The 25,082-nt window shown below is 39.2% G+C and carries 25 protein-coding genes; 18 read left to right on the top strand and 7 right to left on the bottom strand.

All coding sequences use genetic code 11. The features are described from left to right. Positions 1-160: 160 nt before the first annotated feature. Both DW738_RS03095 and DW738_RS03090 read right to left on the bottom strand, forming a co-directional pair. Positions 161-901, bottom strand: coding sequence for an amino acid ABC transporter ATP-binding protein (locus tag DW738_RS03095; protein WP_123160303.1), 741 nt, complete (start codon positions 899-901; stop codon positions 161-163). Next, positions 901-3,102 (bottom strand): ABC transporter substrate-binding protein/permease, encoded by a 2,202-nt coding sequence (locus DW738_RS03090; protein WP_123160302.1) that lies wholly within the window; start codon positions 3,100-3,102, stop codon positions 901-903. The genes DW738_RS03095 and DW738_RS03090 overlap by 1 nt, the downstream gene beginning before the upstream one ends. A 261-nt stretch (positions 3,103-3,363) precedes the next feature. Here DW738_RS03090 and DW738_RS03085 point away from each other — a divergent pair, with 261 nt between their 5' ends. Beyond that, entirely contained in the window at positions 3,364-4,311 is a 948-nt protein-coding gene (locus DW738_RS03085; RefSeq protein WP_207801997.1) for a type II CAAX endopeptidase family protein, read from the top strand. Positions 4,312-4,419: 108 nt separating this feature from the next. Here DW738_RS03085 and DW738_RS03080 read toward each other — a convergent pair whose 3' ends face one another. Next, positions 4,420-5,493, bottom strand: a complete 1,074-nt coding sequence (locus DW738_RS03080) for a HAMP domain-containing sensor histidine kinase (protein WP_123160300.1) — start codon at positions 5,491-5,493, stop codon at positions 4,420-4,422. After that, positions 5,478-6,149 (bottom strand): response regulator transcription factor, encoded by a 672-nt coding sequence (locus DW738_RS03075; RefSeq protein ID WP_123160299.1) that lies wholly within the window; start codon positions 6,147-6,149, stop codon positions 5,478-5,480. The genes DW738_RS03080 and DW738_RS03075 overlap by 16 nt, the downstream gene beginning before the upstream one ends. 158 nt (positions 6,150-6,307) lie before the next feature. Here DW738_RS03075 and DW738_RS03070 point away from each other — a divergent pair, with 158 nt between their 5' ends. The 16 genes from DW738_RS03070 to DW738_RS02995 all read left to right on the top strand — a co-directional run bounded on the left by DW738_RS03070 (position 6,308) and on the right by DW738_RS02995 (position 21,543). Beyond that, a complete protein-coding gene (locus tag DW738_RS03070) occupies positions 6,308-7,018 on the top strand; it encodes an ATP-binding cassette domain-containing protein (protein ID WP_123160298.1) in 711 nt (236 codons plus the stop codon). A 1-nt stretch (position 7,019) separates the two neighbouring features. After that, positions 7,020-7,829 carry a hypothetical protein gene (locus DW738_RS03065; protein WP_123160297.1) on the top strand — a complete coding sequence of 270 codons (810 nt, stop codon included), beginning with the start codon at positions 7,020-7,022 and terminating at the stop codon, positions 7,827-7,829. Continuing rightward, positions 7,813-8,502 (top strand): hypothetical protein, encoded by a 690-nt coding sequence (locus DW738_RS03060; protein ID WP_123160296.1) that lies wholly within the window; start codon positions 7,813-7,815, stop codon positions 8,500-8,502. Before DW738_RS03065 ends, DW738_RS03060 begins: the two co-directional genes overlap by 17 nt. A gap of 298 nt (positions 8,503-8,800) precedes the next feature. Then, positions 8,801-10,789 carry an excinuclease ABC subunit UvrB gene (uvrB, locus tag DW738_RS03055; protein ID WP_123160295.1) on the top strand — a complete coding sequence of 663 codons (1,989 nt, stop codon included), beginning with the start codon at positions 8,801-8,803 and terminating at the stop codon, positions 10,787-10,789. 14 nt (positions 10,790-10,803) lie between these two features. After that, positions 10,804-12,654, top strand: a complete 1,851-nt coding sequence (locus tag DW738_RS03050) for a DNA/RNA helicase domain-containing protein (protein WP_123160294.1) — start codon at positions 10,804-10,806, stop codon at positions 12,652-12,654. A gap of 51 nt (positions 12,655-12,705) precedes the next feature. Then, complete coding sequence (locus DW738_RS03045) at positions 12,706-13,329, top strand: NAD(P)H-dependent oxidoreductase (RefSeq protein ID WP_123160293.1); 624 nt, start codon at positions 12,706-12,708, stop codon at positions 13,327-13,329. Between the two features lie 106 nt (positions 13,330-13,435). Continuing rightward, positions 13,436-13,789 carry a diacylglyceryl transferase gene (locus tag DW738_RS03040; RefSeq protein WP_123160292.1) on the top strand — a complete coding sequence of 118 codons (354 nt, stop codon included), beginning with the start codon at positions 13,436-13,438 and terminating at the stop codon, positions 13,787-13,789. A 221-nt stretch (positions 13,790-14,010) separates the two neighbouring features. Next, positions 14,011-14,478, top strand: coding sequence for an 8-oxo-dGTP diphosphatase (locus DW738_RS03035; protein ID WP_207801996.1), 468 nt, complete (start codon positions 14,011-14,013; stop codon positions 14,476-14,478). A 105-nt stretch (positions 14,479-14,583) separates the two neighbouring features. Then, positions 14,584-14,988 carry a PaaI family thioesterase gene (locus DW738_RS03030; protein WP_120701885.1) on the top strand — a complete coding sequence of 135 codons (405 nt, stop codon included), beginning with the start codon at positions 14,584-14,586 and terminating at the stop codon, positions 14,986-14,988. Beyond that, complete coding sequence (locus DW738_RS03025; protein WP_123160290.1) at positions 14,963-15,715, top strand: HAD family hydrolase; 753 nt, start codon at positions 14,963-14,965, stop codon at positions 15,713-15,715. The genes DW738_RS03030 and DW738_RS03025 overlap by 26 nt, the downstream gene beginning before the upstream one ends. Before the next feature lie 128 nt (positions 15,716-15,843). Next, the gene (locus DW738_RS03020; protein ID WP_009731127.1) at positions 15,844-16,179 is read left to right on the top strand and encodes a zinc ribbon domain-containing protein YjdM; all 336 of its coding nucleotides are present in this window, start codon (positions 15,844-15,846) and stop codon (positions 16,177-16,179) included. Between the two features lie 43 nt (positions 16,180-16,222). After that, positions 16,223-16,864, top strand: coding sequence for a Pr6Pr family membrane protein (locus DW738_RS03015; RefSeq protein ID WP_023023368.1), 642 nt, complete (start codon positions 16,223-16,225; stop codon positions 16,862-16,864). A 239-nt stretch (positions 16,865-17,103) separates the two neighbouring features. Continuing rightward, positions 17,104-17,625: a bifunctional pyr operon transcriptional regulator/uracil phosphoribosyltransferase PyrR gene (gene pyrR, locus DW738_RS03010; RefSeq protein ID WP_006596278.1), complete on the top strand. Its 522-nt coding sequence runs from the start codon at positions 17,104-17,106 to the stop codon at positions 17,623-17,625. Between the two features lie 93 nt (positions 17,626-17,718). Then, on the top strand, positions 17,719-18,636 hold the full coding sequence (locus tag DW738_RS03005) for an aspartate carbamoyltransferase catalytic subunit (protein WP_023023366.1): 918 nt from the start codon (positions 17,719-17,721) through the stop codon (positions 18,634-18,636). An 88-nt stretch (positions 18,637-18,724) separates the two neighbouring features. Further along, a complete protein-coding gene (locus DW738_RS03000; RefSeq protein WP_123160289.1) occupies positions 18,725-19,822 on the top strand; it encodes a carbamoyl phosphate synthase small subunit in 1,098 nt (365 codons plus the stop codon). Then, positions 19,819-21,543, top strand: coding sequence for an ATP-grasp domain-containing protein (locus tag DW738_RS02995; RefSeq protein ID WP_243634243.1), 1,725 nt, complete (start codon positions 19,819-19,821; stop codon positions 21,541-21,543). The genes DW738_RS03000 and DW738_RS02995 overlap by 4 nt, the downstream gene beginning before the upstream one ends. Before the next feature lie 59 nt (positions 21,544-21,602). On the opposite strand, the gene pepT is transcribed toward DW738_RS02995, so the two are convergent. Genes pepT through DW738_RS02980 form a run of 3 tightly spaced genes read right to left on the bottom strand, consistent with a single transcriptional unit; the run spans position 21,603 to position 24,405 of the window. After that, positions 21,603-22,823 carry a peptidase T gene (gene pepT, locus DW738_RS02990; protein ID WP_123160287.1) on the bottom strand — a complete coding sequence of 407 codons (1,221 nt, stop codon included), beginning with the start codon at positions 22,821-22,823 and terminating at the stop codon, positions 21,603-21,605. Between the two features lie 14 nt (positions 22,824-22,837). Continuing rightward, the gene (locus tag DW738_RS02985) at positions 22,838-23,656 is read right to left on the bottom strand and encodes a Cof-type HAD-IIB family hydrolase (protein WP_123160286.1); all 819 of its coding nucleotides are present in this window, start codon (positions 23,654-23,656) and stop codon (positions 22,838-22,840) included. Further along, positions 23,653-24,405, bottom strand: coding sequence for an XRE family transcriptional regulator (locus DW738_RS02980; protein ID WP_123160510.1), 753 nt, complete (start codon positions 24,403-24,405; stop codon positions 23,653-23,655). The genes DW738_RS02985 and DW738_RS02980 overlap by 4 nt, the downstream gene beginning before the upstream one ends. 198 nt (positions 24,406-24,603) lie before the next feature. Here DW738_RS02980 and DW738_RS02975 point away from each other — a divergent pair, with 198 nt between their 5' ends. Further along, positions 24,604-25,041 (top strand): GNAT family N-acetyltransferase, encoded by a 438-nt coding sequence (locus DW738_RS02975; RefSeq protein ID WP_123160285.1) that lies wholly within the window; start codon positions 24,604-24,606, stop codon positions 25,039-25,041. The last annotated feature ends 41 nt before the right edge of the window (positions 25,042-25,082 follow it).

Genomic DNA, 25,082 nt, shown 5'->3' with positions numbered 1-25,082 from the left:
CGTTAGAATTCGATTTCGTTGTCCCACCTCCGCACAGTTGAGTAGGGCTGTAGAAGCTGATGAAATCAGCGTAGTAGAGCCCACTCAACCACTGCGTCTTGCTCGACAATCCAAAGAAAATTGAGAGGCTAGGACAAAAGTCCTAGCCTCTCAATTTCTATTAAACGTTTAACACTTTATCCAAGAATTCTTTCAATCGTGGGTGTTGTGGATTATCGAAGATTTGGTCTGGTTTCCCGTCTTCGAGGAATTCCCCATCAGCTGTGAAGATGACACGATTGGCCACTTGGCGAGCAAACCCCATCTCGTGGGTGACGATAATCATGGTCATCCCTTGTTTAGCCAAGTCCTTCATAACGTTGAGTACATCTCCGACCATCTCGGGGTCAAGGGAAGAAGTTGGTTCGTCAAAGAGCATGACATCTGGCTTCATTGCCAAACCACGCGCAATGGCTACCCGCTGTTTCTGTCCACCGGAGAGGCTGTCAGGGGAAACATCGGCTTTGTCCGCAAGTCCAACCTTTTCTAAGAGTTCCATTGCTAGTTCTCTAGCTTCTTCACGACTCATGCGTTTGTGCTCCAAGGGAGCAAACATGATATTTTCGATAACGCTCATATGGGGAAAGAGGTTGAAGTGCTGGAAGACCATTCCGACATTTTCACGGACGATATCAATGTTTGTTTTTGGATCAGTGAGGTCATAACCATTCACAGTAATTTGTCCCTTGGTTACTTCTTCAAGAAGATTGAGACTGCGTAGAAAGGTTGATTTACCAGAGCCAGATGGTCCGATGATACAAACCACATCTCCTTCGTAGAATTTTGTTGAGATGCCTTTTAGGACCTCATTTTCACCGTAATATTTATGGAGGTCATGGACATCAATTTTTAATTTAGCCATTAGTTAGCCCTCTTTTCTAATTGTTTTGCAAAGCGTGTCAATAAGGTAATGATAACGAGGTAGAAGACTGCAAGGATAGCGTACATCTTGAAACTTTGATAGTTTCGAGCGATGATAATCTTACCAGTCTGGAAGAGCTCGACCAAACCGATAGCTGACACGATCGTCGTATCTTTCAGTGCAATGACAAATTGGTTGACGAAGTTTGGAAGCATCAGTTTAGTTGCTTGAGGCAAGATAATCTTGCGCATGGTCTTGCTATAAGAAATCCCGAGGCTTCGACTAGCTTCCATCTGTCCAGCTGGTACGGCTTGAATCCCACCACGAACAATCTCGGCAATATAAGCAGCAGCATTGAGTGAGAGAGCAATGGTCCCTGCAAGGAAGTCATTGATTGGGGATTGGTGGCCCGTCATGGACTCGATTAAATTAGGAATTCCCCAGAAGATGAAGGCAGCAAGAATCATCAGTGGGATACCACGGATGACATCGACGAAAATCTCAGCAGTCCAACGAAGCCATTTATAGGGACTAACACTAAACATTCCAAAGATAATCCCAATCACCATCGCGATCGCGAAGGATAGAAGTGCTAGTGCAATAGTGACACCAAGTCCACTTAACAATTGTTTGTAGTTGTTTTGGAGCAAGCCCCAGATAGTCGTTTCATCTACTGAAGTAGAGTCTGTAGTTTCTTCACTATCACTTGAAAGGTACTTATCCAATATTTTTTGGTACTGGCCACTTTCTTTTAAGTTAGCCAAGCCGTTGTTAAACATTTCAATCAATTCAGGGTTGGAATCTTTTTGAACAGCAAAGGCAATTTGCCCACTTGGAGTTCCTTCGATAGGAGTTTTGAATTTACGTCCTTGTTTAATGGCGTATTTGATCACAGGTTCGTCATCCATGATGGCAGCTACAGAACCTGAGTTCAAGCTGTCGTACATAGAAGCACCATCTGAGAAGGTTTTGATCTTATAGCCATACTTACTCTTGTTTTCTTCGAGGAAGGTTTGTGAAGCCGTACCATTTTTGACACCTACTGTTTTTCCTTTTAGGTCTTCGTAGGAAGAAATGGTACTACTTTCTTGAACAGCTAGAATCGAATTTGTTGTATAGTATGGATCTGAGAAGTCAAATGTCGCCTTTCGTGCATCTGTAACAGTCACCCCTGCAATCATTCCATCGGCATTACCATTCTGAACATCACTAACGGCAGCATCAAAACCAGGGTTACTAATTTCTAGGGTAAAGCCTTGATCTTTAGCGATGGCCTTAATCAATTCCATATCAATCCCAGTGTATTTACTTTGATCATTTTGGAAGACGAAGGGAGCAAAAGAGGAATCACTAGAAATCTTGTAGTTTTTCTTCTTAGGAGTTGCCTTTTGTCCTGCTTCAGTGGTCGTTTCTGGAACAGCAGAAGTACTTGCGGTGGTGGTTGCTGAGGATGATTGGCTGCTACCAGTCCATTTTTCAATAATCTGATCCAGCGTACCATCTTTCTTCATTTGAGCAAGAGCTGTATTGAATTGCTTAATGAGATTTTCATGGGAACCATCTTTCTTGACCCCAAAGGCAAAGCTTCCGACAGCTTCTCCTTCCATATTAATAGAAAGGTCTTGTCCTTGCTTAATCGCGTATTTGATAACGGGTTGGTCATCCATCACAGCATCTACAGCACCTGTAGATAAACTGTTGTACATGAGATCTCCTGTATCAAAAGTTTTTATCTGATAACCGTACTTGTCCTTGTTCTTCTGAAGGAAGCGTTGAGCGGCTGTCCCGTTTTTGACTCCAACCGTTTTTCCTTTGAGCTGGTCATAGGAAGTGATCTTGTTAGCTTTCTTAGTTGCGATCACGACTTTTGTATCATAGTAGGTATCAGACATCGCAAAGACTTGTTCGCGTTCTTTGGTCTTGGTCATCCCTGCCATAATGGCATCGGCTTGACCAGACTGGACCATATTGATTGCTACTTTAAAGCCAGGGAAAGACTTTTCTAAGGTCCAACCGTTGATTTCAGCGACCTTATCCAAGATTTCAACATCAATTCCTTTGTATACTTGGTCTGAGTCTTTGAATTCGAAGGGCGCATATGCCGTATCAAAAACGACTTTAACAGTTTCAGCCTGTGCTTGACTTGCAAAGGCGAATAGTGGAAATAAGAAAAGCAAACATGCTAATAGTTTTTTCTTCATTTCGTTCTCCTTTATATCTAATCCATTGTCTAATAAAGAGCAATGGAAGGAATACCCTATGAGGGTTTAAAAAATAAAGAATTCATACTGAAAACAAGTATGAATTTCATCATTTATTTTTTACAGGAATCATTATATCATAAATCAACCTTAAAAACAAAAATTTTCACTAGTTCATGTTAGGTTATCTGACATGAACGGATGTTGCAGGTCTAGATTTTCTTTGTTACAATGGACCTATTAGATAATTGGAGGTTACTGATGAAGAAAGGATTGATTATTCAAGATATAAAAACTAACACCTCATGGCCAGTACTCATTTCTACACTATTCTATGTCTTTTTAACCTTCCTCTTTGTTGAAGGTGGGCTTTGGATTGGGAGTGAGTTTGTGGGACCATTTTCTCTAGTCATAGAGTTTTTAACAGAGCTCTTTTCACCAGGTAATGGAGGAGCAAGTGTTCAAGAGTTCTTCTACCATTATATCCTCTATTATCAGCTCTTCAGTTTCGTATTTATTCTGTTACTCTTTATTTTTTGGGTGAAGTTCATTGAGAAGAATCCCTTATCGACTTTAGGTTTTGTAAAAAAGAACTGGCTTAAATATCTTGGCTGGGGGATCTTGCTTTCCCTTCTTCAAATGGGGGTGATTGCCCTTGTCTACCAAGTAAGTGGAATCGGGTCTTTTGAGCTAAATGAATTAAGTTTAGAACCCATCCTCTTTATTCTAGGGTTATTTCCATTTTGGCTCCTTCAAGGAGGAACGGAAGAAGTAGCGACCCGGGGTTGGCTCCTAACTCGGATTGCAGCAAGAGCGAATCTTCCCTTAGCGATCGCGATTTCTAGTAGCCTCTTTGGCTTTCTCCATCTGGGAAATTCAGGAGTGACCTTCTTATCCGTAGTGAATATTGTCCTTGATGGGGTGCTAGCTGCTCTGCTCCTTATCTACACAGATAGTATCTGGCTAGTGGTCGCCCAACACGGGACTTGGAACTATGTACAAGGGAATCTCCTTGGTTTTCAAGTTAGTGGGACGGGAGCAGACGCCTCAATCTTTAGCTTTACCATGGGATCAGGGCCTGACTGGCTGACTGGAGGAGCATTTGGAGCGGAAGGATCGATCATCACCACTTTGGTTCTTCTTTTATCCCTAGTGATTGTTTATCGCTTAGGGGAAAGAAATGAAAGAGTTGTTAAAGAACAAAAGTGAAATGGCTGATAGGACATGATGATGAATACGAAAACAGGCTCAAGAGCCTGTTTTTTATCAATTATAAATAAAGAAAAGCCGAACACATATTGCTGAGTTCGGCTTGTTCTATATAATGGGAATGATTAGCTGGACTTGTGCACCATGATTAATATTTTCTAAATGCATCGTTCCATTATGAAGTTTCATGACGCGTTTCACGAAAGATAAACCAAGTCCATAGTGACTTTCTTGAGAAGGTGTTCTTGCTTGGTCATCTTTATAGAAAAGATTTCCAGCATGTTCTAATATATTTTTTGAAAAACTAGATTGGTTATTCCATATAGTTAGAACTAATTGACTATTTTCTTGTGAAATTGTTAGGTGAATTTGTGCATCATTTTCTTTTTGATGTTGTACAGCATTAGTAATAATATTTGTAATTGCTCGGAAGAATAGATTGGAATGAATTGCAATTTGTGTTGATGGGGTTACTGTATTTGAAAAAACAAAACGTGTATTTCTGGGGAGTAAAGGAGTGATATGTTCCTTCAATTGATGAGTTACTTGTTTAATTGATATATTTTTAAGTTGAATATCATGGTCGTAAAAGGCTTTTGAGTATTGGATGAAGTGGTTAAAATAATCGTTTAATTGAATACTTGCTTGCTCAAGATCTTTTAAACATTCCATTGCTTGAGGTGTTTGCTCGGTGGATTGTAAGAATTCAGCATTTCCTCTGATGACAGTTAGAGGGCTACGAAGATCATGTGCGGCGGTAGATACTTGAAACATGAGTTCTTTTTTTTGATCTTTTTCATTTTGAATTCTATCTTTTATATCAGATTGCATTTTTTCGATCAGATCATTTGTTTCAATAAATTCTTTAATCTGCAAATGGTGATGTTCATTTTTGGTGAAATATAGACCACTATGATAAACCATGTTCATTTCTTTTTGAATCTTGGTTAATAATTGTCTAATATTGATTACAATGATAACAATTAAAATGATGCAAAGATAAATCCAAGAACTGACGCTAAAAAATAAAGCAAAGCGATTGGCATTTTTCTCATTAATTCCAGATACAGAAGATAGAAGAGCTGGAACTATGTAAAAAAGTATAATGCATAGAAGAAATTGCCAAATGATTGTAAGGTAGGTACGCTTAATGAGCTGCTTGATTGTCAATTCTTTTGCCATTTGTATCCTCCTCCCCATACTGTTTTAATAGGATCAATTTGATGAATCTTAAATTTTTGTCTGATTTGATAGATGTATTCAGTAATGGATCGTAGTTGTGCATCAGAGTCTACAGGATAGAGGTAATTGTAAAGTTCTTCTATGCTAAATATTCGGTTCTCACTTTTTGCTAAAAGATAAAGTAAATCAAACTCTCGCTTAGTTAATGAAATTCTCTTTGACTGATAATAAACTTCTTGACTATCTCGATAAAAAGTTATATTTGAATCTATCTCTTCTTTAGAGGCATGATTTGATCTTTCTTCTCTACGAAGATGCATTTGAATTCTTGCAATCAATTCTTTAATGCTGAATGGTTTTGTGATGTAATCATCGGCTCCGGCTTGTATTCCTTTTAGTAAATCTTCTTCAAAATCTTTAGCGGTTAGAAATAGGATTGGAGTAGTAATTTGTGAACGAATGGAACGACAAATTTCTAAACCAGAAATAGGCATCATGACGTCAAGTAAAATTAGATCGAATCCAGTAAAGTCACAGATATTAATCTCCTCTATATTCTTACGAGTTTCCACATCAAAGTTGTTCACTTTTAATGTATTTTCTATTAAGCGTAAGATTTTTTCATCATCGTCAATGGCTAAAATTTTATACTTCATAGTTCCTCCAATTATATGAGCATATTATAGCAAATATGGAATGCAATTTGTTAGAAATGAAAATAATTATTATTCTGAGATTTTCCTGATTTTCTCCTGTTATACTTGCTTCAAGTGAAGGTGGAATTTCACTTGAAGTCAGAAAGGAAAAAGAATGAATGATAACAATTCAAAAGCTACATAAGGAATATAATAATAAAATTGTCCTTCAAAACGTGTCTTTCAAAGCTAAGAAAGGTGAGATTACTGGATTGATTGGACCAAATGGATCTGGAAAATCAACTTTAATTAGAATTTTACTTGGTTTAGAAAATAGTCAAATGGGAATGGCGTTGATCGATGGCAAAAAATACTCTCAATTGGGAGATAATCCTTTTTGTATTGTTGGATCATTTCTCGATAGTTGTCAACCTTACCCAACAAGGACAGGATTCCAGCATCTTCGGTGGATTGGCTTGGCTTGTGGCGTTGACAGTAATAGGTGCAAGGAATGTTTAGAGTTGGTGGGGTTAAGTGAAGCTAAAAATAAAAAAGTAAAAGACTATTCATTAGGAATGAAGCAACGTCTTGGTTTAGCAACAGCCTTATTAGCAAATCCTGACATCTTAATTTTAGATGAACCAATCAATGGACTAGATCCAGAGGGTATACGCTGGGTACGCAATTTTTTACAATCTTTTGTCAATGAAGGTAAGACTGTATTAATGACAAGTCATTATATGAGTGAGTTAGAATTAACTGTAGATCATTTGGTTGGGATTTCTAATGGGAAGATCGTTATTGATGCTCCTACAAAAGACATTTTGAAAGAGTTTGGATCTTTTGAGGAAGCATATTTTAAGGCGCTCGAAGGGAAAGAAGGTGCATAATATGTTGAAGCGTTCCTTTTTTAGTGACCTCTATAAATATTGTAGTTTACCTACTTTTAAATTTACTTTTTTTCTTATTTTGGGAGTCAGCATATTTTTTACAATTCAAAATATCCAGGTGATAAATGCCTTAGTAGAAGGAAATGGCCAAGCAGTTAACCTTGATCCGTCTATGTTATCGTCGAATCCAGTCTATACAGTCAGGGATGCCCTCTTATCCTCACCGTACCAAGCAAGTGTTATTTTTTTACCAATCTTAGTTTCACTTGTCTATTCAACCCATTACCAATTTGGTGATGATAATTTTACTCAGTTATTGATTCCTAACTGGAAAGTTGGTCTTACTGGTTTTATTGTTAGTTCGATTGTCCTATCGTTACTTTCTACTTTAATCTTATCTATAGTAAATGCTGTTCTTTTACTCATTTTTCTAGATTCAACTTTAAAGAACTATTTAGAATTTACAATGTTTTTAGATGTCACGATAAGAGTTATGATATTTGCGATTGTCCTCACTTTATTAGCTATATTTTTAATAAGACTAACAAAAAAATCAATGTCTTCATTAATTGCAATCGTTTTATTATTAGTCATCACTTTGTCAGGTATTTTAAGAGGAATTTCCTCGAAATTAGAGAATCTATTGCCTTTGATTGGAGCAAAATCATTTGCTTTTGGCAGAATTGAAGGGACTCAAACGAGTCAATTGTATGGATTTACTCTTTTAGTGGTTGAAGGGATCTTGTTCTTGGTATTAATAATTGTTGTAGAAAAGATTCGAATGGGGAGGAAGAATGGCAAGTCTATTTAGAAGTCTTATCGTCAAAAAATATAGTTTAAAACCCGTAAAGTACCAGATAGCCATACAGTCTCTTTTAATAGGTTTTGTGTGTCTATTGAGTGTGTTACCAGTTGCAATTAATGGTGCAATTGTAGAATTATCTTTAAAGCAAGCTCTTGTTTTTGCATCAATGCTTTCTGTTGGTATTGGATGTGTTAATGCATTTGTTGAGTTACAATCACACGAAACAAAACTAGTTTATTTGGTAAGCGGAAAAAGGATCTTAAGTTCAATTAGGATCCTGTTCATAGAGTTATTTGATGTATTACTACAATCAACCTTATATTACATTGTACTGCTTATATGGTTTCATTTTTTTAGGAGCGAAAATGGTGTCAGTTTAGAAATTTTCTGTTTCTTTTTGATTGGCTCCATCCAATACTTTTTGATTTCTTACTTTTTAAGTTATTTTTTCAAAAGTCCAATGGGGAGTTTAGCTATCTTGCTGCTATTTCCTATTTTGGTACAACCATTCATAGAAAGAGTGGTGGAACCGTTGACCAGTTACCTATTTTATAATATTGTTGCAGATACAATATTAGGGAGAGCTTCCTATTTGCAACTCTGTACTTACGTTATTGGACTGGTATGTTCACTTGGAGTAACTCTCTACCTCTTGGTAAGGAATCAAGAAGTTAAGTAGAAAAGTGATACCGAAAAAATGTTACTGATGTGTAAGCCTTAATCATTTGTAAGTCATTGATAATGCAGTTTATTACATATTGCATTGTTTTATAATAAAAGACAAGACTTTCGAAGAATTTTCGAGAGTCTTATTTAGTTTTCATACTAATACATGTCCAATTTATCATATTTTAAATTAAGCATGTACTGAATTAATGGATTATGTTGTTACGTCTTGTATCTCTCTGTCATTTCCCATCTCAGAGAATTCTGGTGATTTATGGTAAAATAAAGTCTATATATGTGAGGACAAAGAGATGATTAACCGAATTACAGACAACAAATTTAAACTGGTCTCCAAATATCAACCGTCTGGGGATCAACCGCAAGCCATCGAGCAGTTGGTGGATAATATCGAGGGTGGAGAAAAGGCCCAAATCTTAATGGGGGCGACTGGTACGGGTAAGACCTATACCATGAGCCAGGTCATTGCCCAGGTCAATAAACCGACTCTGGTCATCGCCCACAATAAAACCTTAGCGGGTCAGCTCTTTGGGGAGTTCAAGGAATTTTTCCCTGAAAATGCGGTCGAGTATTTCGTCTCTTACTACGATTACTACCAGCCAGAAGCCTATGTGCCATCGAGCGATACCTACATCGAAAAAGATAGCTCGGTCAATGATGAGATTGACAAGCTTCGTCACTCAGCAACCTCCGCTCTTTTAGAACGTAATGACGTCATTGTCGTCGCGTCTGTTTCCTGTATCTATGGTTTGGGTTCGCCTAAGGAATACGCGGATAGCGTAGTGAGCCTGCGTCCAGGTCTGGAAATCTCTCGTGATAAATTGCTGAACGACTTGGTGGACATTCAGTTCGAACGCAATGATATTGATTTCCAACGGGGGAAATTCCGTGTCCGAGGGGATGTGGTCGAGATTTTCCCAGCTTCTCGTGATGAGCATGCCTTTCGCGTTGAGTTTTTCGGGGATGAGATTGATCGTATCCGTGAAGTTGAAGCTCTAACCGGTCAAGTTCTGGGTGAAGTGGACCACTTGGCGATTTTCCCAGCTACCCACTTCGTGACCAATGACGACCATATGGAAGTAGCCATAGCCAAGATTCAGGCGGAACTAGAAGAGCAGTTGAAGGTCTTTGAAAAAGAAGGCAAGCTCTTGGAAGCCCAACGATTGAAACAACGGACTGAGTATGACATTGAAATGTTGCGAGAGATGGGCTACACCAACGGGGTGGAGAACTATTCTCGTCACATGGACGGACGGAGTGAAGGAGAGCCACCGTACACCCTTCTTGACTTCTTCCCAGAAGATTTTCTCATTATGATTGACGAAAGTCACATGACCATGGGCCAAATCAAGGGCATGTACAATGGAGATCGCTCGCGTAAGGAGATGTTGGTCAACTATGGCTTCCGTTTGCCGTCTGCCTTGGACAACCGGCCTCTTCGTCGTGAGGAGTTTGAAAGCCATGTCCACCAGATCGTTTATGTGTCTGCGACACCAGGTGACTATGAGATGGAACAAACCGATACCATCATCGAGCAGATTATTCGTCCGACTGGTCTACTCGATCCCGAGGTTGAAGTGCGTCCGACTATGGGACAAATGGACGATCTCTTGGGTGAGATCAATGCGCGTGTAGAACGTGGAGAGCGGACCTTTGTCACGACCTTGACCAAAAAGATGGCAGAAGACTTGACCGACTACTTTAAGGAAATGGGTGTCAAGGTCAAATACATGCACTCGGACATTAAAACATTGGAGCGGACGGAGATTATCCGTGATTTGCGTCTGGGTGTTTTTGATGTCTTGGTCGGAATCAATCTCCTTCGTGAAGGGATTGACGTGCCAGAAGTCAGTCTGGTTGCCATTCTCGATGCGGATAAGGAAGGCTTCCTCCGTAATGAACGGGGCCTCATCCAGACCATTGGTCGTGCTGCCCGTAATAGTGAAGGCCATGTCATCATGTATGCGGACACCATGACCCAATCTATGCAAAAAGCCATTGATGAAACGGCTCGTCGTCGTCAGATTCAGATGGCCTATAACGAAGAGCATTGCATTGTGCCACAAACCATTAAGAAGGAAATCCGTGATCTTATTTCTGTTACCAAGGCTGTGGCCAAAGAAGAGGATAAGGAAGTGGACATTACCAGTCTCAACCGCCAAGAGCGCAAAGAACTGGTTAAGAAACTGCAAGGCCAAATGCAAGAAGCCGTCGAAGTGCTTGATTTCGAATTGGCAGCACAAATCCGCGATATGATGTTGGAAGTCAAGGCCTTGGATTAGATAGGATAAAACGAATGACAAATACAGATAATAATGAGTTTCCATGCTGGGGTCAATATCCAAAAAAGAAGCCCATATTTAATTATGTTCACGCAAAGCTAAATGAAAAAATAATTCCTGAGATTTCTAGTGAAGATTTGAGAGCATTATCTGATTTCCCCTTGATTTATATTTATATATCCCCTATTCAAAGTGATGGAAGAAGGTATTACTATATAGGTCAAACAATTAATGTGAGTAGGAGGATTGAAGAGCATCGAGAAAAGTTAAAAGACGCAAGAAACAAAAAGTTCAAATCTTTTAAAGGTGGCAACTATATAGCTTTTTATGGAAGAAATATATCTCAAAACTTAAACTATATTGAAAAAATTTTAATTTTAACTTTTATTGAAGAATTTAATTTTTTAAATTTTGTAAACATGAACAAAGATGATGGTTACGTTAGTAAATTACTTGCAAACAAAGATAAAGGTAATGAATCAGGAAAATATCAATCTTTAAGAGAAGAAATTGAAAAAAATGTAATCAATAATATTCTTAAATTTTTACAGAATAATGATTTAATTGATAATAAGCCAAATTTAAAGAGGGTTACTTCAAGTCTGTTCGCAGAAAGTCCATTCTTTGAGCTAACAAAAAATCAGAATGAAATTTTAATTGATATATTAAATCATGATAATCATGAAAATAATATTCACCTTGTTCATGGTGGTGCTGGAACTGGAAAAACAGTATTATTGTTACACCTTTTAGCAAATTTAAAATTAAATAATAAAAATTTAAAAATTGCAGTTTTTATAAAGAATACACATAGAAAACGATTTAAAAAGATTTTAACAAGTTACGGATTGAAACCGGATGATAATGATATTGACATTGTTACTTTTAATCAATTATCAGAAACTAGTATTGAGTATGATTATATTATTATTGATGAAGCGCAGAGAACAACTAGATTAATTGAAAAAATAGTTTATCCTACAGGGGCAAAAAATGATACAGATATTCTAAAAAAATTAAATGGCATTGATGGAAATGAAAAAGAATTTAATGAAGAAAAAATTAAGACATTAAAATACCCTTCAGTTTTACATTTTATTAAAAAGAGATTTACTAAATCTCATCTAATAATTTCTTATGATGACTCCCAACGCTTAAGGAAAGTTGATGGTATTAATATTAAAGAAATATTTAATGAGAAAGATAATGTATTTGAATATACATTGGAAGCGCAACTAAGAATTTTAAACAGTAAATCTGAAAAATTTGCAAAGGAATTTGTTGCTTTTGTTAAAGAATTATTAGGAATAGAATTTAAAGTATTGGATGATGAATTCATCAATTATTATAAAGAAAGATTAGGAGGAAAAGGATATTTTAGAATCGCAAGAAATATAGAGGAATGGGCAGAATATTTATCAGATAAACAATATAAGTTTCATGAAAAGAAATCACTTCGTTTGGCTGGATACTGTAAACCAGCAAAAAAAGCAAATGAGTATGAATTCATAAAAATTTATTCCAAAGGAGAATCATTAAAATGGACTAGGAAGGGAGATAAGTTTAGAAATTACGCGAATAAATCAACAGAAGTTGGAAATGTTTATGATATTCATGGGTTTGATATAGATTTTGCATCTATTTATATTGGCAAAGATATCTATTTAGATGAGAATGAAAAATGTATAAAAGTGGATAAAGATAATTCTTTTGATAAAGCTGCAAAAAAAGGTGTTGGTCAAATTGATGAATTTGTGAAAAATGCATATTATATCTTATTGACGAGAGCTGTGTACGGTCAAATGGTTTACGTCGAAGATGACAAATTAAGAGAATTTTTAGTAAAAATATTTCCATTTGATTGATTTTTTTAATTTGATGCAAACAGTAAATACTTAATGATTTAAGGAGAACTTATGAAAATTTTAGTCATCCATGGGCACCCTGATAAGGAAAGTTACTGCCAAGCGATTTTTCAAACAATTGTAAGCAATTTGGACACAAGTCGTCATGAGATTAATACTATTAGTCTCAATGAAGAAGATTTTGATCCTGTTTTACGTTATGGTTATCGAAAACGAATGGAGGAAGATCCTTTTATCCTTCGTTCCCAAGAATTGATCCAGTGGGCGGATCACCTGATCTTTGTTTATCCCATCTGGTGGAGTAGTATGCCCAGTCTCCTGAAAGGTTGGATTGATCGGGTCTTTACACCGGGGATTGCCTACTCGGCCAATGATCAGGGCAGCTTTATCTGGAATTACCTCAGAGGCAAACAATTTAAGAAGTTGCTCAAAGGGAAAACAGCCAGTATTTATGCGACTTCCATGGCCCCTACTTGGTGGTACAAGATTTTTTCAGGCCCTCTCAACATTCCTGATAGTTACGGCATTTCTGTCTTGAAAAATGCCGTCCTGAACCATTGTGGGATTAAAACCAAGCGTGTCTGTATTTTGGGAGAAGTCGGCCGGGATGTGAACACAGCAACCATCCGTGAACAGCATCTCCAAAAAGTAGCAGCAGAAGCCAAGAAACTCTGATGAAAAGTCAACTTGTTCTTATAAGTTAGTGTCTTTAGTTGTGTTTTGAATAGGATTTAGTTAAACTATCAATATAATATAATATAAAAAATAGGGATGATCCAATATGTTGCTATTTATCTATATAATCTATGTCATTTCTTCAATTTCAAAAATGAAAAGAGAAGGTCAAAGGGTTTCTATTTTTACTTATTTGATTGTTTACGGCCTATTGATTCTCTCTTTGTTTATGTTCTATTTCAGATTTTTGGCATTTTTATTTAGCCCTTTGCCATTTTTCGGCTTTCTAGCGACTCTGGCTATTGGCGGTATGATGCTATCGCTTAAAATAGTTATTGCTCTTGCTTTGCTTTTGTTATCTTTTAGCCTTTACTTAGATAGCAAAAAAAGTGATCCGGATGCGCCTCTCGTTGATCATTGGATACGATTGGGTGTTCATATTTTATTGATCATTATTTAAGACAAGTACAATTTTCGTTTTCAATTACAAGGTGATGGTCATGGTTCGGTAACGATTGATTTGGAATATTGTATAAAAGAGAAAACAATTGTCTTTCAGAGAGGCTCCCTTTTAGATGCCTTCGATGAATACCATGAGCTGGTAAATCCCTTTGTTATGAAGAAAGAAATACAGAAAAAAGTGTATATTGATTAATTGTCAACATATTAGAAAGGAAATTTATGTCACGTATAACGCCTACTATACTGTGCAATCTTTGTATGGTTGAGGATCTTGAAAATGGGAAAGTAGTCCTTCAATACCGCTCACCTGAAAAGACTCACTGGGCTGGCTATGCTTTCCCAGGTGGTCATATTGAAGAAGGAGAAAGTCTTGTAGAATCAGTCATTCGCGAAATCTACGAAGAGACAGGTCTTACGATTGCAGCTCCCAAACTCGTCGCAGTTAAAGACTGGGAGCCAGATGAGGGAACTCGCTATATTGTCTTTTGCTACAAAGCGACGGAATTCACAGGTCAGCTAAGATCGTCTGAAGAAGGAGAAGTTTCTTGGGTTCCTAAGGACCAATTAGAAAAGTTGGAATTATCCTACGACATGCTTCCTCTGCTGGAGGTCATGGAAGACCCCGACTTATCCGAGTACTATTATCGCAAACGGACAGATGATGGTTGGGAAAAATTTCGCTATTAAGGAGTTGGCTTCCACCAGCTCTTTTATTGTTCTTGTAAGAAGTCGAAAAAAGTAGTATGATGGAAGGGTTTAGGAATACCTTATATAGAGGGAAGAGGAGTTGACATGAAGGATTTTCACTTTGATGCCATTGCTGCATTTGAAAATTACGAAATCGAAACCATGAGAGATGGCCATGTCGTTGTGACAACCAAGGTGGTCGAATCGTCTCTAAATTATTATGGAAATGCACACGGCGGCTATCTCTTTACCCTGTGTGACCAGATCAGTGGTTTGGTCGTGATTTCACAGGGAGTGGATGGTGTGACCTTGCAGTCTTCCATCAATTACTTGAAAGCTGGGCGTCTAGGTGATGTCCTGACCATCCACGGGGAATGTGTCCACAGTGGACGGACGACTCGAGTTGTGGATGTCGATATTACCAATCAGGAAGGAACCAATGTCTGTAAGGCCACCTTTACCATGTTTGTAACGGGAGAAAGAGATGAATCAGCAAAAGTACGCATTTAAAAACTATATTTTCGATTTTTATGGGACCTTGGTCGACATCGAAACAGATGAGGGCAATCCAACTTTATGGGACACCATGGCCCAAATCTACCAATCTTATGGGGCTCATTATACAGGGGAAAGTCTGCAATTCCGCTATAAGGAGTTGGTGCAGCAAGCTGAGGAAAGTATCGCTAAAGAAAAACAAGTGACCTATCCGGAGGTTGATTTGACAGTGATCTTTGTTCAACTCTATCTAGATAGTCATCCAACTGGAGCAAGTGTCCATCATCTCAAAGAGTGGGGACGCTTGATGGCACGGACCTTCCGTGTCCTCTCTCGCAAACGCTTGGAGCTTTACCCACACACGAAAGAAGTCTTAGAAGATATGAAAGCTGCAGGTTGTCGAATCTATCTCTTATCTAATGCACAAGCTGATTTTACCAATCCAGAGATTGATTTGCTTGGCTTGAGAGAAATTTTCCATGATATTTATCTGTCGTCAGATGCAGGGATTCGCAAACCTCAGCCTGAATTCCTCCTGAAAGTGATCAAAGAACACCAGTTGAATCCTGATAAAACAGTCATTGTAGGGAATGACTTCAGTACAGATGTCGCTGTAGCGAAAAGTATTGGCATGCAAAGTATCCTGATCAATACCTTCCCGTACTCTGACGAAGAACTACGAGATAAGAGACAAGCAGGCGTGCGCGTGATCCATGAGATTCAGGAGTTACAAGAAGATTAAAGTTTATCATCGATTTTAGGAGGCCAAATTGCCTCCTTTTCTATTGAAAATGCTACAGTTGAGCAGGATTTGTCAAAATTTCCCTTTCATGGTATACTATGGGAGTTAATTTTGCTAAGGAGATTGAAATGAATAACTTACCAAATTGTCCAAAATGTAATTCTGAATATGTCTATGAAGATGGGGCCCTCTTGGTCTGCCCAGAGTGTGCTTATGAATGGAACCCAGCTGAAGTCGTAGAAGAAGAAGGTGTCGTAGCAATTGATGCCAACGGAAACAAATTGGCTGATGGCGATACTGTCACCTTGATCAAAGACTTGAAAGTCAAAGGTGCACCTAAGGATTTGAAACAAGGAACGCGCGTGAAAAATATCCGTATCGTTGAAGGCGACCACAACATCGATTGTAAGATTGATGGCTTTGGCGCAATGAAACTCAAATCAGAATTTGTGAAGAAGATCTAAAAATAAGAAGAAGGGCCTGGCCCTTTTCTTTCAGGAGAATACTATGAAATTCAAACTATTGTTTAGCTATCGTTTTCTATTGTTTATCTTGAGTGTCATTGGTGTTTATCTGCAACTCACTAAGCATGGTGGCTTTGGGATGATGCTCTATTACACTATTTTATCCAACATGTTGGTCATGTTCTTCATGGGTGACATGGTTTGGCGCATGCTTCGTGGTCGTTCGACCCAAACCCAGGGCTATCTTCGCTTGAAGGGTGGGGTCACCATGTCTATCATGATTACCTGTGTCATCTACCACTTTATGCTAGCACCCATCGCGACACCTGAGAAGTTTTACCGCTTGGAAAACTTCCTCTGTCACTACATTGTTCCCTTGATGTTCTTCTTTGACACTCTGGTGATTGATAAACCAAAACAGTACCGGAAGTTAGATCCGTTGGCTTGGACTGTGCTTCCCGTTCTTTATATGCTTTTTGCTCTTCTCAACGGTTTGGTCCTTAAATGGCCAGTACCTGGGGCTAAAGACAGTCCTTTCCCTTATTTCTTTATCAATGTCAATCGTTTCGGCTGGCTCTATGTCGTTAAGATGGCGACGATCATTTTTGTCGCTTATTTAGTCGCTGGTTGTGGTTTGTTTGCCTTGAAGAAAATTGGTAAAAAGGAACGGACCATCATTGAATAGAAGGATTGTGACCATAAATCCGAACATTACTAGAAAAAAATAAGTTTTTTCTTGCATCCCTCTATAAACTGTGATATAGTATGGATAATTAAATAGTCCTTTAATCCTGTCCCGTGAGGCAGGCAAGGAGTCTGATCAAAATAAGGGGTAGACTGGATGCGTTCTAGATACTATCTCTTAGCATTTTTCTGAAGCCTCCTTGCAAAGGGAGGCTTTTTTCTATCAATTAGGAGGAAAAGATGAAGATCAAAGAAGTCGTTGATGATTTAACGATGAAGCGGGCGATTACTCGCATCACCTATGAAATCATCGAACGGAATAAGGATCTGAGCCAAATTGTTTTGGTAGGGATCAAAACTCGTGGCGTATTCATTGCCAATCGCATCAAAGAACGGTTAGCACAGCTAGAACAAATAGAAGTTCCAGTCTGTGAATTGGATACCAAGCCTTTCCGTGATGATATCAAAGTAACAGAAGATTCAACCGTTTTACCAGTAGATATTACTGGCAAAGATGTCATCCTGATTGATGATGTCCTTTATACAGGTCGGACTATTCGAGCAGCCATCGATAATCTTGTCAGTCGCGGACGCCCATCGCGTGTCAGCCTGGCTGTTCTAGTGGATCGTGGTCATAGAGAATTGCCGATCCGACCAGATTATGTTGGAAAGAACATTCCAACAAGTCGATCAGAGGAAATCATTGTCGAAATGACGGAGCTAGATGGTCAAGATCGTATCTTGATCGAGGTGAGTGAATAAGGTAGTTTTCAAATCGTCGCTATATACAGGAGCGACTGAGGGAGCTTCCTGTATCGTTTTCACATATGCATATCTTTGGAATGGAGTTACAACATGTCTACAAATCAAATCGCACTTAAAAACCTTGTCTCAATGGAAGCTTTATCAAACGAAGAAGTTATGGCCTTGATTAAGCGTGGGATTGAGTTTAAAAATGGAGCAAAAGCTCATTATGACGAGCAACATATCGTGGCTAACCTCTTCTTTGAGTCGTCAACACGTACGCACAAAGCATTTGAAGTGGCTGAGTTGAAATTAGGTTGTGATCTCCTTGACTTTGATGTGAAAACGAGCTCTGTAAACAAGGGTGAAACGCTCTACGATACAATTTTGACCATGTCAGCTCTAGGAGTTGATATCTGCGTCATCCGTCACCCAGAAGTAGACTACTACAAGGAATTGATTGAAAGCCCAACCATCACAGCCTCTATTGTTAACGGGGGCGATGGTTCTGGTCAACACCCAAGCCAAAGTTTACTAGACTTGATGACCATCTACCAAGAATTTGGTCACTTTGACGGCTTGAAGGTTTGTATTGCTGGGGACTTAGACCACTCGCGTGTTGCAAAATCCAATATGCAAATCTTGAAACGCTTGGGCGCAACCCTTTACTTTGCTGGTCCAGACGAATGGAGAAGTGAAGAGTTCGAAGAATATGGTACCTTTGTGACCATTGATGAAGTCATTGAAGAAGTTGATGTGATGATGTTCCTCCGTGTTCAACATGAACGACATGATTACGAATCACTCTTCTCAAAAGAAAACTACCATCGTTTGCATGGCTTGACACAAGAACGCTATGATCGCATGAAAGACACAGCCATCTTGATGCACCCAGCTCCAGTAAACCGTGATGTGGAGATTGCCGACCACTTGGTAGAAGCTCCTAAATCACGTATTGTGGAGCAAATGACCAACGGTGTCTTCGTCCGCATGGCTATCATCGAAGCAGTATTGGCTGGACGTAAATAATAGAGTAAAAAAAGAAAGGAGAAGTGAGAGGGTCTACAATCTGGTGGTCTTTTCTCACTTTTCTTTTTGGAGTTTGTAAGGAGAATTTATGGTAAAACGTCTCTTGGTATTAGAAGATGGGACGGTTTTTGAAGGAACTGGTTTTGGAGCGGATACCTATGTTAGTGGGGAATTGGTCTTGAATTCTGCCATGACGGGTTATCAGGAGTTGATCACCGACCAGTCCTATAAGGGGCAAATTTTAGCCTTTACATTTCCAGTTATCGGTACAACAGGGATTAACCGAGATGATTATGAATCGATTTTTCCAGGTTGTCTAGCAGTGGTAGTGCACCAATTAGCAAGCCATCCAAGTAATTGGCGCAAACAGCTTTCCTTAGATGCTTACCTGAAAAAACACAATATTCCAGGGATTCAAGGAGTGGATACTCGAAAGCTGGCTAAAATTGTTACAGAACATGGAAGCATGAAGGCTACAGTGGTTAATGAAGGGGATGCGATTGAGCATATCCTAGATCAACTTCGGGCAACCGTCTTGCCTTTTGACCAAGTCCGTCAAGTATCGACTAAAACCCCTTATGCTGCACCAGGATTTGGGAAGAGTATTGTCTTGATCGACCTGGGCTTACGCCACTCCGTTTTGCGTCAATTAATTGCGAGAGGATGTAATGTAACAGTCGTTCCCTATTCCGTTAAATTAAAAGAATTGAAGGATCTCCAGCCAGATGCGATCATTCTACCCAGTGGTCCAGGGAATCCTCATCATATTGATAGTATTTGCCAGATGATTGCTAAAATTGATCCTCATATTCCGATCATGGGGATCGGCTTGGGGGCAGAATTACTAGCCCTTGCCCACGGAGGAAGCCTCACCAAACTAAAAAGTCCTCATCGAGGACTCAACATTCCTGTAAAAGAGGTTGCTACCGGGAAAGTCGAAATCACTAGCCAAAATCATCAGTACAACATTGAACGTGATACTCTTCCACGTGATTTTCTGATCACGCATGAGGAGCTTCATGATCACTCTATTGAGGCCTTTCGTCATCGCTACCTTCCCTTGATTGGTGTCCTCTACCATATTGAGTCCAGTCCAGGACCAAGGGAAAGTCTCTATTTCTATGATGAATTTATGGATCTGATTGAAAGTAAATCGGACGAAAGAAGGGAGGAGCTATGGTCATGAATCAAGTAACGCTTTTGTGTGCAGAATCTTTTAATGATGTCAGTTTGCTCGGAGCACTCACTTCTTGTCCCTTATTAAAAGAACATGGCTACCAAACTGAAATCCTCTATTGTGGAGACGAGAATGGTATCACCAAAGAAGCAGGGGAAGCTGTTAGAGTCATCCGTTTAAAGTTAGACAGTCTGAAAGATGCTCTTCTAGCGTCGAAAACAAAGAATCTACTGTTATCTTTTGCGGATAAGCAACTCCTTGGACTTTTATTCCGATTGGAGGAAATCGGATTTCTTAAAGAGCATAAAATTCGTATTTTAGGAACTTCGCTTAGGCAGTACCGAACCTTTTATCATCAGGCAGACCAAAAGTCATTTTTACAGGATCTGGGTTATCAAGTTCCTTCCTCTTCCTTGGTTTCAACAGTCAGAGAGGCCATTGAGTTTTCGGAACAGATCCAATTTCCAATTGTTGTTTGGCCACTTGCCAGCAAGCATGGGCAAGGTCGTCGGATCGCTAATAACTTGGATGATCTATGTGATGCTGTCGAAAATGGGCTAGAAGTATCGCCACAAGGCCAGTGTTTGTTGGAGTTCTCGACAGTTGGCTTCAAGGAGTTGGAATACATAGTAGTCCGAGATCGCCAGGATAATTATTATCTTGCGGGTAACATTGAAAGTGTCGACCCGGTGGGGATCCACTCCAGTGATTCCTATCAAGTCATCCCTAGTTTGACCTTGACGGATACAGAGCACCAGGCATTGAGAGAGGCAGCTTTGTCTATTGTACGCCATTTGAGATTGGTTGGAGCGACCTCTATCAAGTTTGCGCTAGATCCAAAGAGTTACCAATTTTATATTCTTGAGGTCAATCCTTTTGCATCCGATTCTTTCTCGACCATGTCAATGGCTTTGGGTTATTCGATCTACCATCAGGCTCTATGCTTAAAATTAGGCGACCATCTGTTAGATCTTCCTCACCCTACCATGAAGGGTCTGACAGCCCTATTTGAACCCACTCTAGATCGTATTCTCTTTAAACTCCCTGTCTTTCCAATTGAGAAAGTTTTAAGAGTCCTCAATACGCAAATTCATTCAATCGGTGCTCTTTATGGTTTTGGAACTAGTCTAGAAGAAGCCTATCAGCAAGCTGTTGAAAACTTCGGTTCTGATCATTGGCCCAAGCATATTCTGAAAGAAGTTTCCGACGATGAATTGATCCAACGGATTGCCAAACGGATGCCCTATCGTTTCTCATCAATCTTAGAGGCTTTTCATAGAGGCTTTGAAATGGAAGAAGTAAGTGACCTGAGTCGAATGGATCCTTTCTATCTCCAGTTCCTCTATAATAGTTACCTATATGAACGAGAGGAGAAGGAGCATCTAAGTCATGACTTAAAATTACGTCCTTTGGATTTAACTGCTGGATTTGGTCAAGTTGGAGAAGGAGTGACCTTCTTTAGTTCTATTTTTGGAGACGACGAGGCATCAGATTGGAGTGACTGGACATTGTTGGTTGATCGAGGATCTCTAGACGAACCTAGAAGGATTCTACAAATCATTGAACGTTTGAGAATAGAGAAGGAAGCTGGAAGAAAAGTAGCCCTTCTTAGTAATCTACCTTTTGTTGGCCAAGTGGCTCATGCCTGCTTACGAATTCCTCTTTCTGTTTATGAAAGTTACCAGAGTCAAATCGATGGACAGTTTGCTAGGGTAGAATACATGGATTAAAAGGATGTAAAAAGCTTCGGTTACCGTAACCGAAGCTTTTTTTGAACCAATATACTGAATTAGGAATGGCTAACAATACCGATAATGGTATCAACTGCACGCTCCATAGTTTGAAGGCTGACGTATTCAAAGCGACCATGCATATTTTCGCCACCAGCGAAGAGGTTTGGTGTTGGAATTCCCATGAAGGAAATCTTAGAGCCATCTGTCCCACCACGGATTGGTTCGATAATAGGTGTGATGCCCAGATCTTCCATAACTTCTTTAGCCAAGTTGACAGGTGTCATATCTTTCTCGATAACCTGTTTCATGTTGTAATATTGGTCTTTAAGAGTCAAAAGGACTCTTTCTGCACCAAGTTCTTGGTTCATCTTGTTTGCAATCTCTTCCATCTTTGCCTTACGAGCTTCGAAATTCTCTGTCTCGAAGTCACGAATGATGTAGCTAGCATGAGCTTCCTCAACAGTTCCATCCAAATTCATCAAGTGGTAGAAACCTTGGTAGCCATCCGTTTTTTCAGGTCGGTCTTCTTCAGGGATTTGATTGTGGAAGTCAATTGCTAACTGAAGTGCATTGACCATTTGGTTCTTAGCGGTCCCTGGATGAACATTACGCCCTTTGAAGGTGATTTCAGCGCCTGCAGCAGAGAAGGTTTCGTATTGCAATTCACCAAGAGGCCCACCGTCTACAGTATAAGCGAAATCAACATTAAAGTCTTCTGCATCAAATTTGTCCGCTCCAATCCCAATTTCTTCGTCAGGTCCAAAACCAACTCGAATTTCACAATGTTTGATTTCAGGATGTGCAGTCAAGTATTCAATGGCTGTCATGATTTCAGCGATCCCTGATTTGTCATCAGCACCAAGCAGGGTCTTACCGTCTGTAGTGATCAAAGTCTGTCCCTTGTAGTTGTTGAGGTTAGCAAAGTCAGCAGGATCTAGTGAATAACCAGAATCACCAAGAGCAATAGTGCCACCATCATAGTTTTCGATAACTTGGGGACTGATGTTTTCCGCATTGAAATCAGCTGTATCCATATGTGAGATAAAGCCAATCTTTCGTGTGAGACTTGGATCATTTGCTGGAAGAGTTCCAATAGCAAAACCGTTTGGAAGATAATAAACATTTTGCAGTCCAACTCTTTCCATTTCAGGAAGTAACACATTCTTTGCAAACTCTACTTGTGATGGTGTGCTAGGAGTTGTTGTTGAAGTCTCATCAGAGCGAGTATTGACTTTGACATAGGTTAAAAATCGTTCTAGTAATGTTGGGTATTTCATCTGTTTTTCCTTTTCTAGTTCTGTGTTTGTAAAACATAGCGCTTGATAGCAGTAGCGACACCGTCTTCTTCGTTAGAAGTTGTTGTGACATCAGCCAAGGCTTTGATAGCATCTGGAGCATTGCCCATAGCTACTCCAAGACCTGCGTACTCAATCATCTCAATATCGTTGTTCTCATCGCCGATAGCCATGATCTGTTCTCTAGGAATACCGAGGTGTTCAGCAAGAGCTTTTATACCAGTCGCTTTGTTTACGCATTTGGGAAGAATTTCAAAGAGAATAGGTTGAGAGCGAATGGTATGGAAGCGCTGGGACAATGCTTCTTCATAGGTCTCTTGAAAGGCATCTATCTGTTCTTTCTGATCAATAAACATCCCTTGGAAAATTGGTTGTGCCTCAAGGACTTCTCGCAATCCCAATGATACAGGCACAGCAGAAACGATACTAGCGTCCATTTTGGCTATTTCTGAAGGATCCCGATTCAAAATGATATAGCGATTTAAATCGAATAAACTTAATTGAGGATGAATTTCCTGATTCAATTGATCGAGATAAACCAAATCTTCTTCAGATAAGGCATCATAGGTAATGACGGACCAATCTGAAGATTTGACAGTGGTACAACCGTTATTAATCACCGAATAGGAATGGTTGCTTTTGAAACCAATTTCTTCAAAGATTGGACGGACACCAGATAGGGGGCGTCCCGTACAAATGACGACGTGTAAGCCAGCAGCTTCAGCGTTCAAAAGAGCCTGCCGATTAGCAGGGCTAATGGTTTTATCTGGTGATAAAAGAGTTCCATCTAAATCGATAGCAATCAATCGAATCATAACTCATCCTCCTTAGCAGGAAGAAAGCTAGCAATGACTTTTCCAATTACTCTTGGTTCCTCTTCTAAGGGGATGACCTTGTCACTATACTTTTTATTTAACGAAACAAGACGGATTCCTTGGGCTTCACGGAAGACACGCTTGATCAAGGTTTGCCCATCGTACTCAATGGCATAGATGGCACCAGCAGTATCGTAGAAAGTTTGCTTGATTAGGGCAACAGATCCTTTTGGATATTTTGGCTCTAGCGAGTCAGTATGAATCCAAAGTGCTAAATCATAGGCTAGTTTTTGATCAAACCAAACTAAATCTCCCTTAGAAGCACTTTGACTCGCAGCATAACTGTCAAATACTGTATAGGGTGTATATTTCTTCTCAATACGCTTGCGCTCCGCTTGTAAAACCAATAAGCGATTGGCTTCCTCTAAGAGAGAGTCTTGAAAATCCTCATCTAGTTGCTTATAGATAAATTCAATCTTAGAATCCTCCAAGGTATCTGGTTGACCATAACGTGGGTCAAGATCAGAGATGGGAATTTCAAAGAAGCTAGCGATCTTTTCTAAGTTCTCACTGACTGGGAGAGAAGTGCCTTTCACATAGCCCGTTAAAGTACTAGCTGGAATACCGGTTGTACGAGATAAATCGACCTGTTTCTTATTTTGAATCTTTAATAGTTCTCTTATTTTTTCGGAAATAATACGCAAAGCCTCTCTATCCTGTGGGCTTGCTTTTCCACGTCCTCTTGCCAAGAGCTTCACCTCCTTTTACATTACAATCCATTATAGCGAATTAAATCGAAAAAGTAAATAGAAATCCTTTATTGTTAATTAATTATTTCAATTCGAATTAAATAGTATGATTCAATAATCTGTTAACATATTTTTAATGCTTGATTTTTTTAGGGATAAGGCATAGAATAAATAAAAAAGACTTCATGGAGGTGAAGTATGATTCGTACCGTTCAAGTTAAAGATGCAGGTCAAATTCGAGATTTGTGCCACCAAGCATTGGAGTATGATTCGACCCTTGAGAAAGTAGCGGCTCAGATCGATAAATTTAATGAGCCAGACTCGGGTCACTTTTGCTTTGTATACGAAGATGACCAAACAGGCAATATTCTTGGTTATGTCGAAGCTGAAGCCTATGAGAGTATATATAGCGATCCTGGTTTAAATGTTTTAGGACTTGCTGTTTTCCCTTCTGCCCAAGGATGTGGGATCGGTCGGCAGTTGATGGAGCGAATTGAAGCTCTTGCTCAAAAACATAACTATGCCTTTATTCGTTTGAGTTCTGCCTCTCATCGAAAAGAAGCCCATGTTTTTTACGAACGAATAGGCTATGAGGGAAATAGAACGCAGAAGCGATTTTTGAAAATAATGAATTAAGATAGGCAAAGGCCTATCTTTTTTGTTATAATGAAGAGTAC

Source organism: Streptococcus sp. AM28-20, assembly GCF_003603595.1.
Taxonomy (GTDB): domain Bacteria; phylum Bacillota; class Bacilli; order Lactobacillales; family Streptococcaceae; genus Streptococcus; species Streptococcus ilei.
Note: the sequence above shows the minus strand (reverse complement) of the source record. Positions and strands in the feature narration are given on the sequence as shown.

Excerpts from the sequence above, each read along its gene's own strand:
- DW738_RS03095 (WP_123160303.1), bottom strand. The coding sequence starts at position 901 with ATGGCTAAATTAAAAATTGATGTCCATGACCTCCATAAATATTACGGT.
- DW738_RS03090 (WP_123160302.1), bottom strand. The coding sequence starts at position 3,102 with ATGAAGAAAAAACTATTAGCATGTTTGCTTTTCTTATTTCCACTATTC.
- DW738_RS03085 (WP_207801997.1), top strand. The coding sequence starts at position 3,364 with ATGAAGAAAGGATTGATTATTCAAGATATAAAAACTAACACCTCATGG.
- DW738_RS03080 (WP_123160300.1), bottom strand. The coding sequence starts at position 5,493 with ATGGCAAAAGAATTGACAATCAAGCAGCTCATTAAGCGTACCTACCTT.
- DW738_RS03075 (WP_123160299.1), bottom strand. The coding sequence starts at position 6,149 with ATGAAGTATAAAATTTTAGCCATTGACGATGATGAAAAAATCTTACGC.
- DW738_RS03070 (WP_123160298.1), top strand. The coding sequence starts at position 6,308 with ATGATAACAATTCAAAAGCTACATAAGGAATATAATAATAAAATTGTC.
- DW738_RS03065 (WP_123160297.1), top strand. The coding sequence starts at position 7,020 with ATGTTGAAGCGTTCCTTTTTTAGTGACCTCTATAAATATTGTAGTTTA.
- DW738_RS03060 (WP_123160296.1), top strand. The coding sequence starts at position 7,813 with ATGGCAAGTCTATTTAGAAGTCTTATCGTCAAAAAATATAGTTTAAAA.
- uvrB (WP_123160295.1), top strand. The coding sequence starts at position 8,801 with ATGATTAACCGAATTACAGACAACAAATTTAAACTGGTCTCCAAATAT.
- DW738_RS03050 (WP_123160294.1), top strand. The coding sequence starts at position 10,804 with ATGACAAATACAGATAATAATGAGTTTCCATGCTGGGGTCAATATCCA.
- DW738_RS03045 (WP_123160293.1), top strand. The coding sequence starts at position 12,706 with ATGAAAATTTTAGTCATCCATGGGCACCCTGATAAGGAAAGTTACTGC.
- DW738_RS03040 (WP_123160292.1), top strand. The coding sequence starts at position 13,436 with ATGTTGCTATTTATCTATATAATCTATGTCATTTCTTCAATTTCAAAA.
- DW738_RS03035 (WP_207801996.1), top strand. The coding sequence starts at position 14,011 with ATGTCACGTATAACGCCTACTATACTGTGCAATCTTTGTATGGTTGAG.
- DW738_RS03030 (WP_120701885.1), top strand. The coding sequence starts at position 14,584 with ATGAAGGATTTTCACTTTGATGCCATTGCTGCATTTGAAAATTACGAA.
- DW738_RS03025 (WP_123160290.1), top strand. The coding sequence starts at position 14,963 with ATGAATCAGCAAAAGTACGCATTTAAAAACTATATTTTCGATTTTTAT.
- DW738_RS03020 (WP_009731127.1), top strand. The coding sequence starts at position 15,844 with ATGAATAACTTACCAAATTGTCCAAAATGTAATTCTGAATATGTCTAT.
- DW738_RS03015 (WP_023023368.1), top strand. The coding sequence starts at position 16,223 with ATGAAATTCAAACTATTGTTTAGCTATCGTTTTCTATTGTTTATCTTG.
- pyrR (WP_006596278.1), top strand. The coding sequence starts at position 17,104 with ATGAAGATCAAAGAAGTCGTTGATGATTTAACGATGAAGCGGGCGATT.
- DW738_RS03005 (WP_023023366.1), top strand. The coding sequence starts at position 17,719 with ATGTCTACAAATCAAATCGCACTTAAAAACCTTGTCTCAATGGAAGCT.
- DW738_RS03000 (WP_123160289.1), top strand. The coding sequence starts at position 18,725 with ATGGTAAAACGTCTCTTGGTATTAGAAGATGGGACGGTTTTTGAAGGA.
- DW738_RS02995 (WP_243634243.1), top strand. The coding sequence starts at position 19,819 with ATGAATCAAGTAACGCTTTTGTGTGCAGAATCTTTTAATGATGTCAGT.
- pepT (WP_123160287.1), bottom strand. The coding sequence starts at position 22,823 with ATGAAATACCCAACATTACTAGAACGATTTTTAACCTATGTCAAAGTC.
- DW738_RS02985 (WP_123160286.1), bottom strand. The coding sequence starts at position 23,656 with ATGATTCGATTGATTGCTATCGATTTAGATGGAACTCTTTTATCACCA.
- DW738_RS02975 (WP_123160285.1), top strand. The coding sequence starts at position 24,604 with ATGATTCGTACCGTTCAAGTTAAAGATGCAGGTCAAATTCGAGATTTG.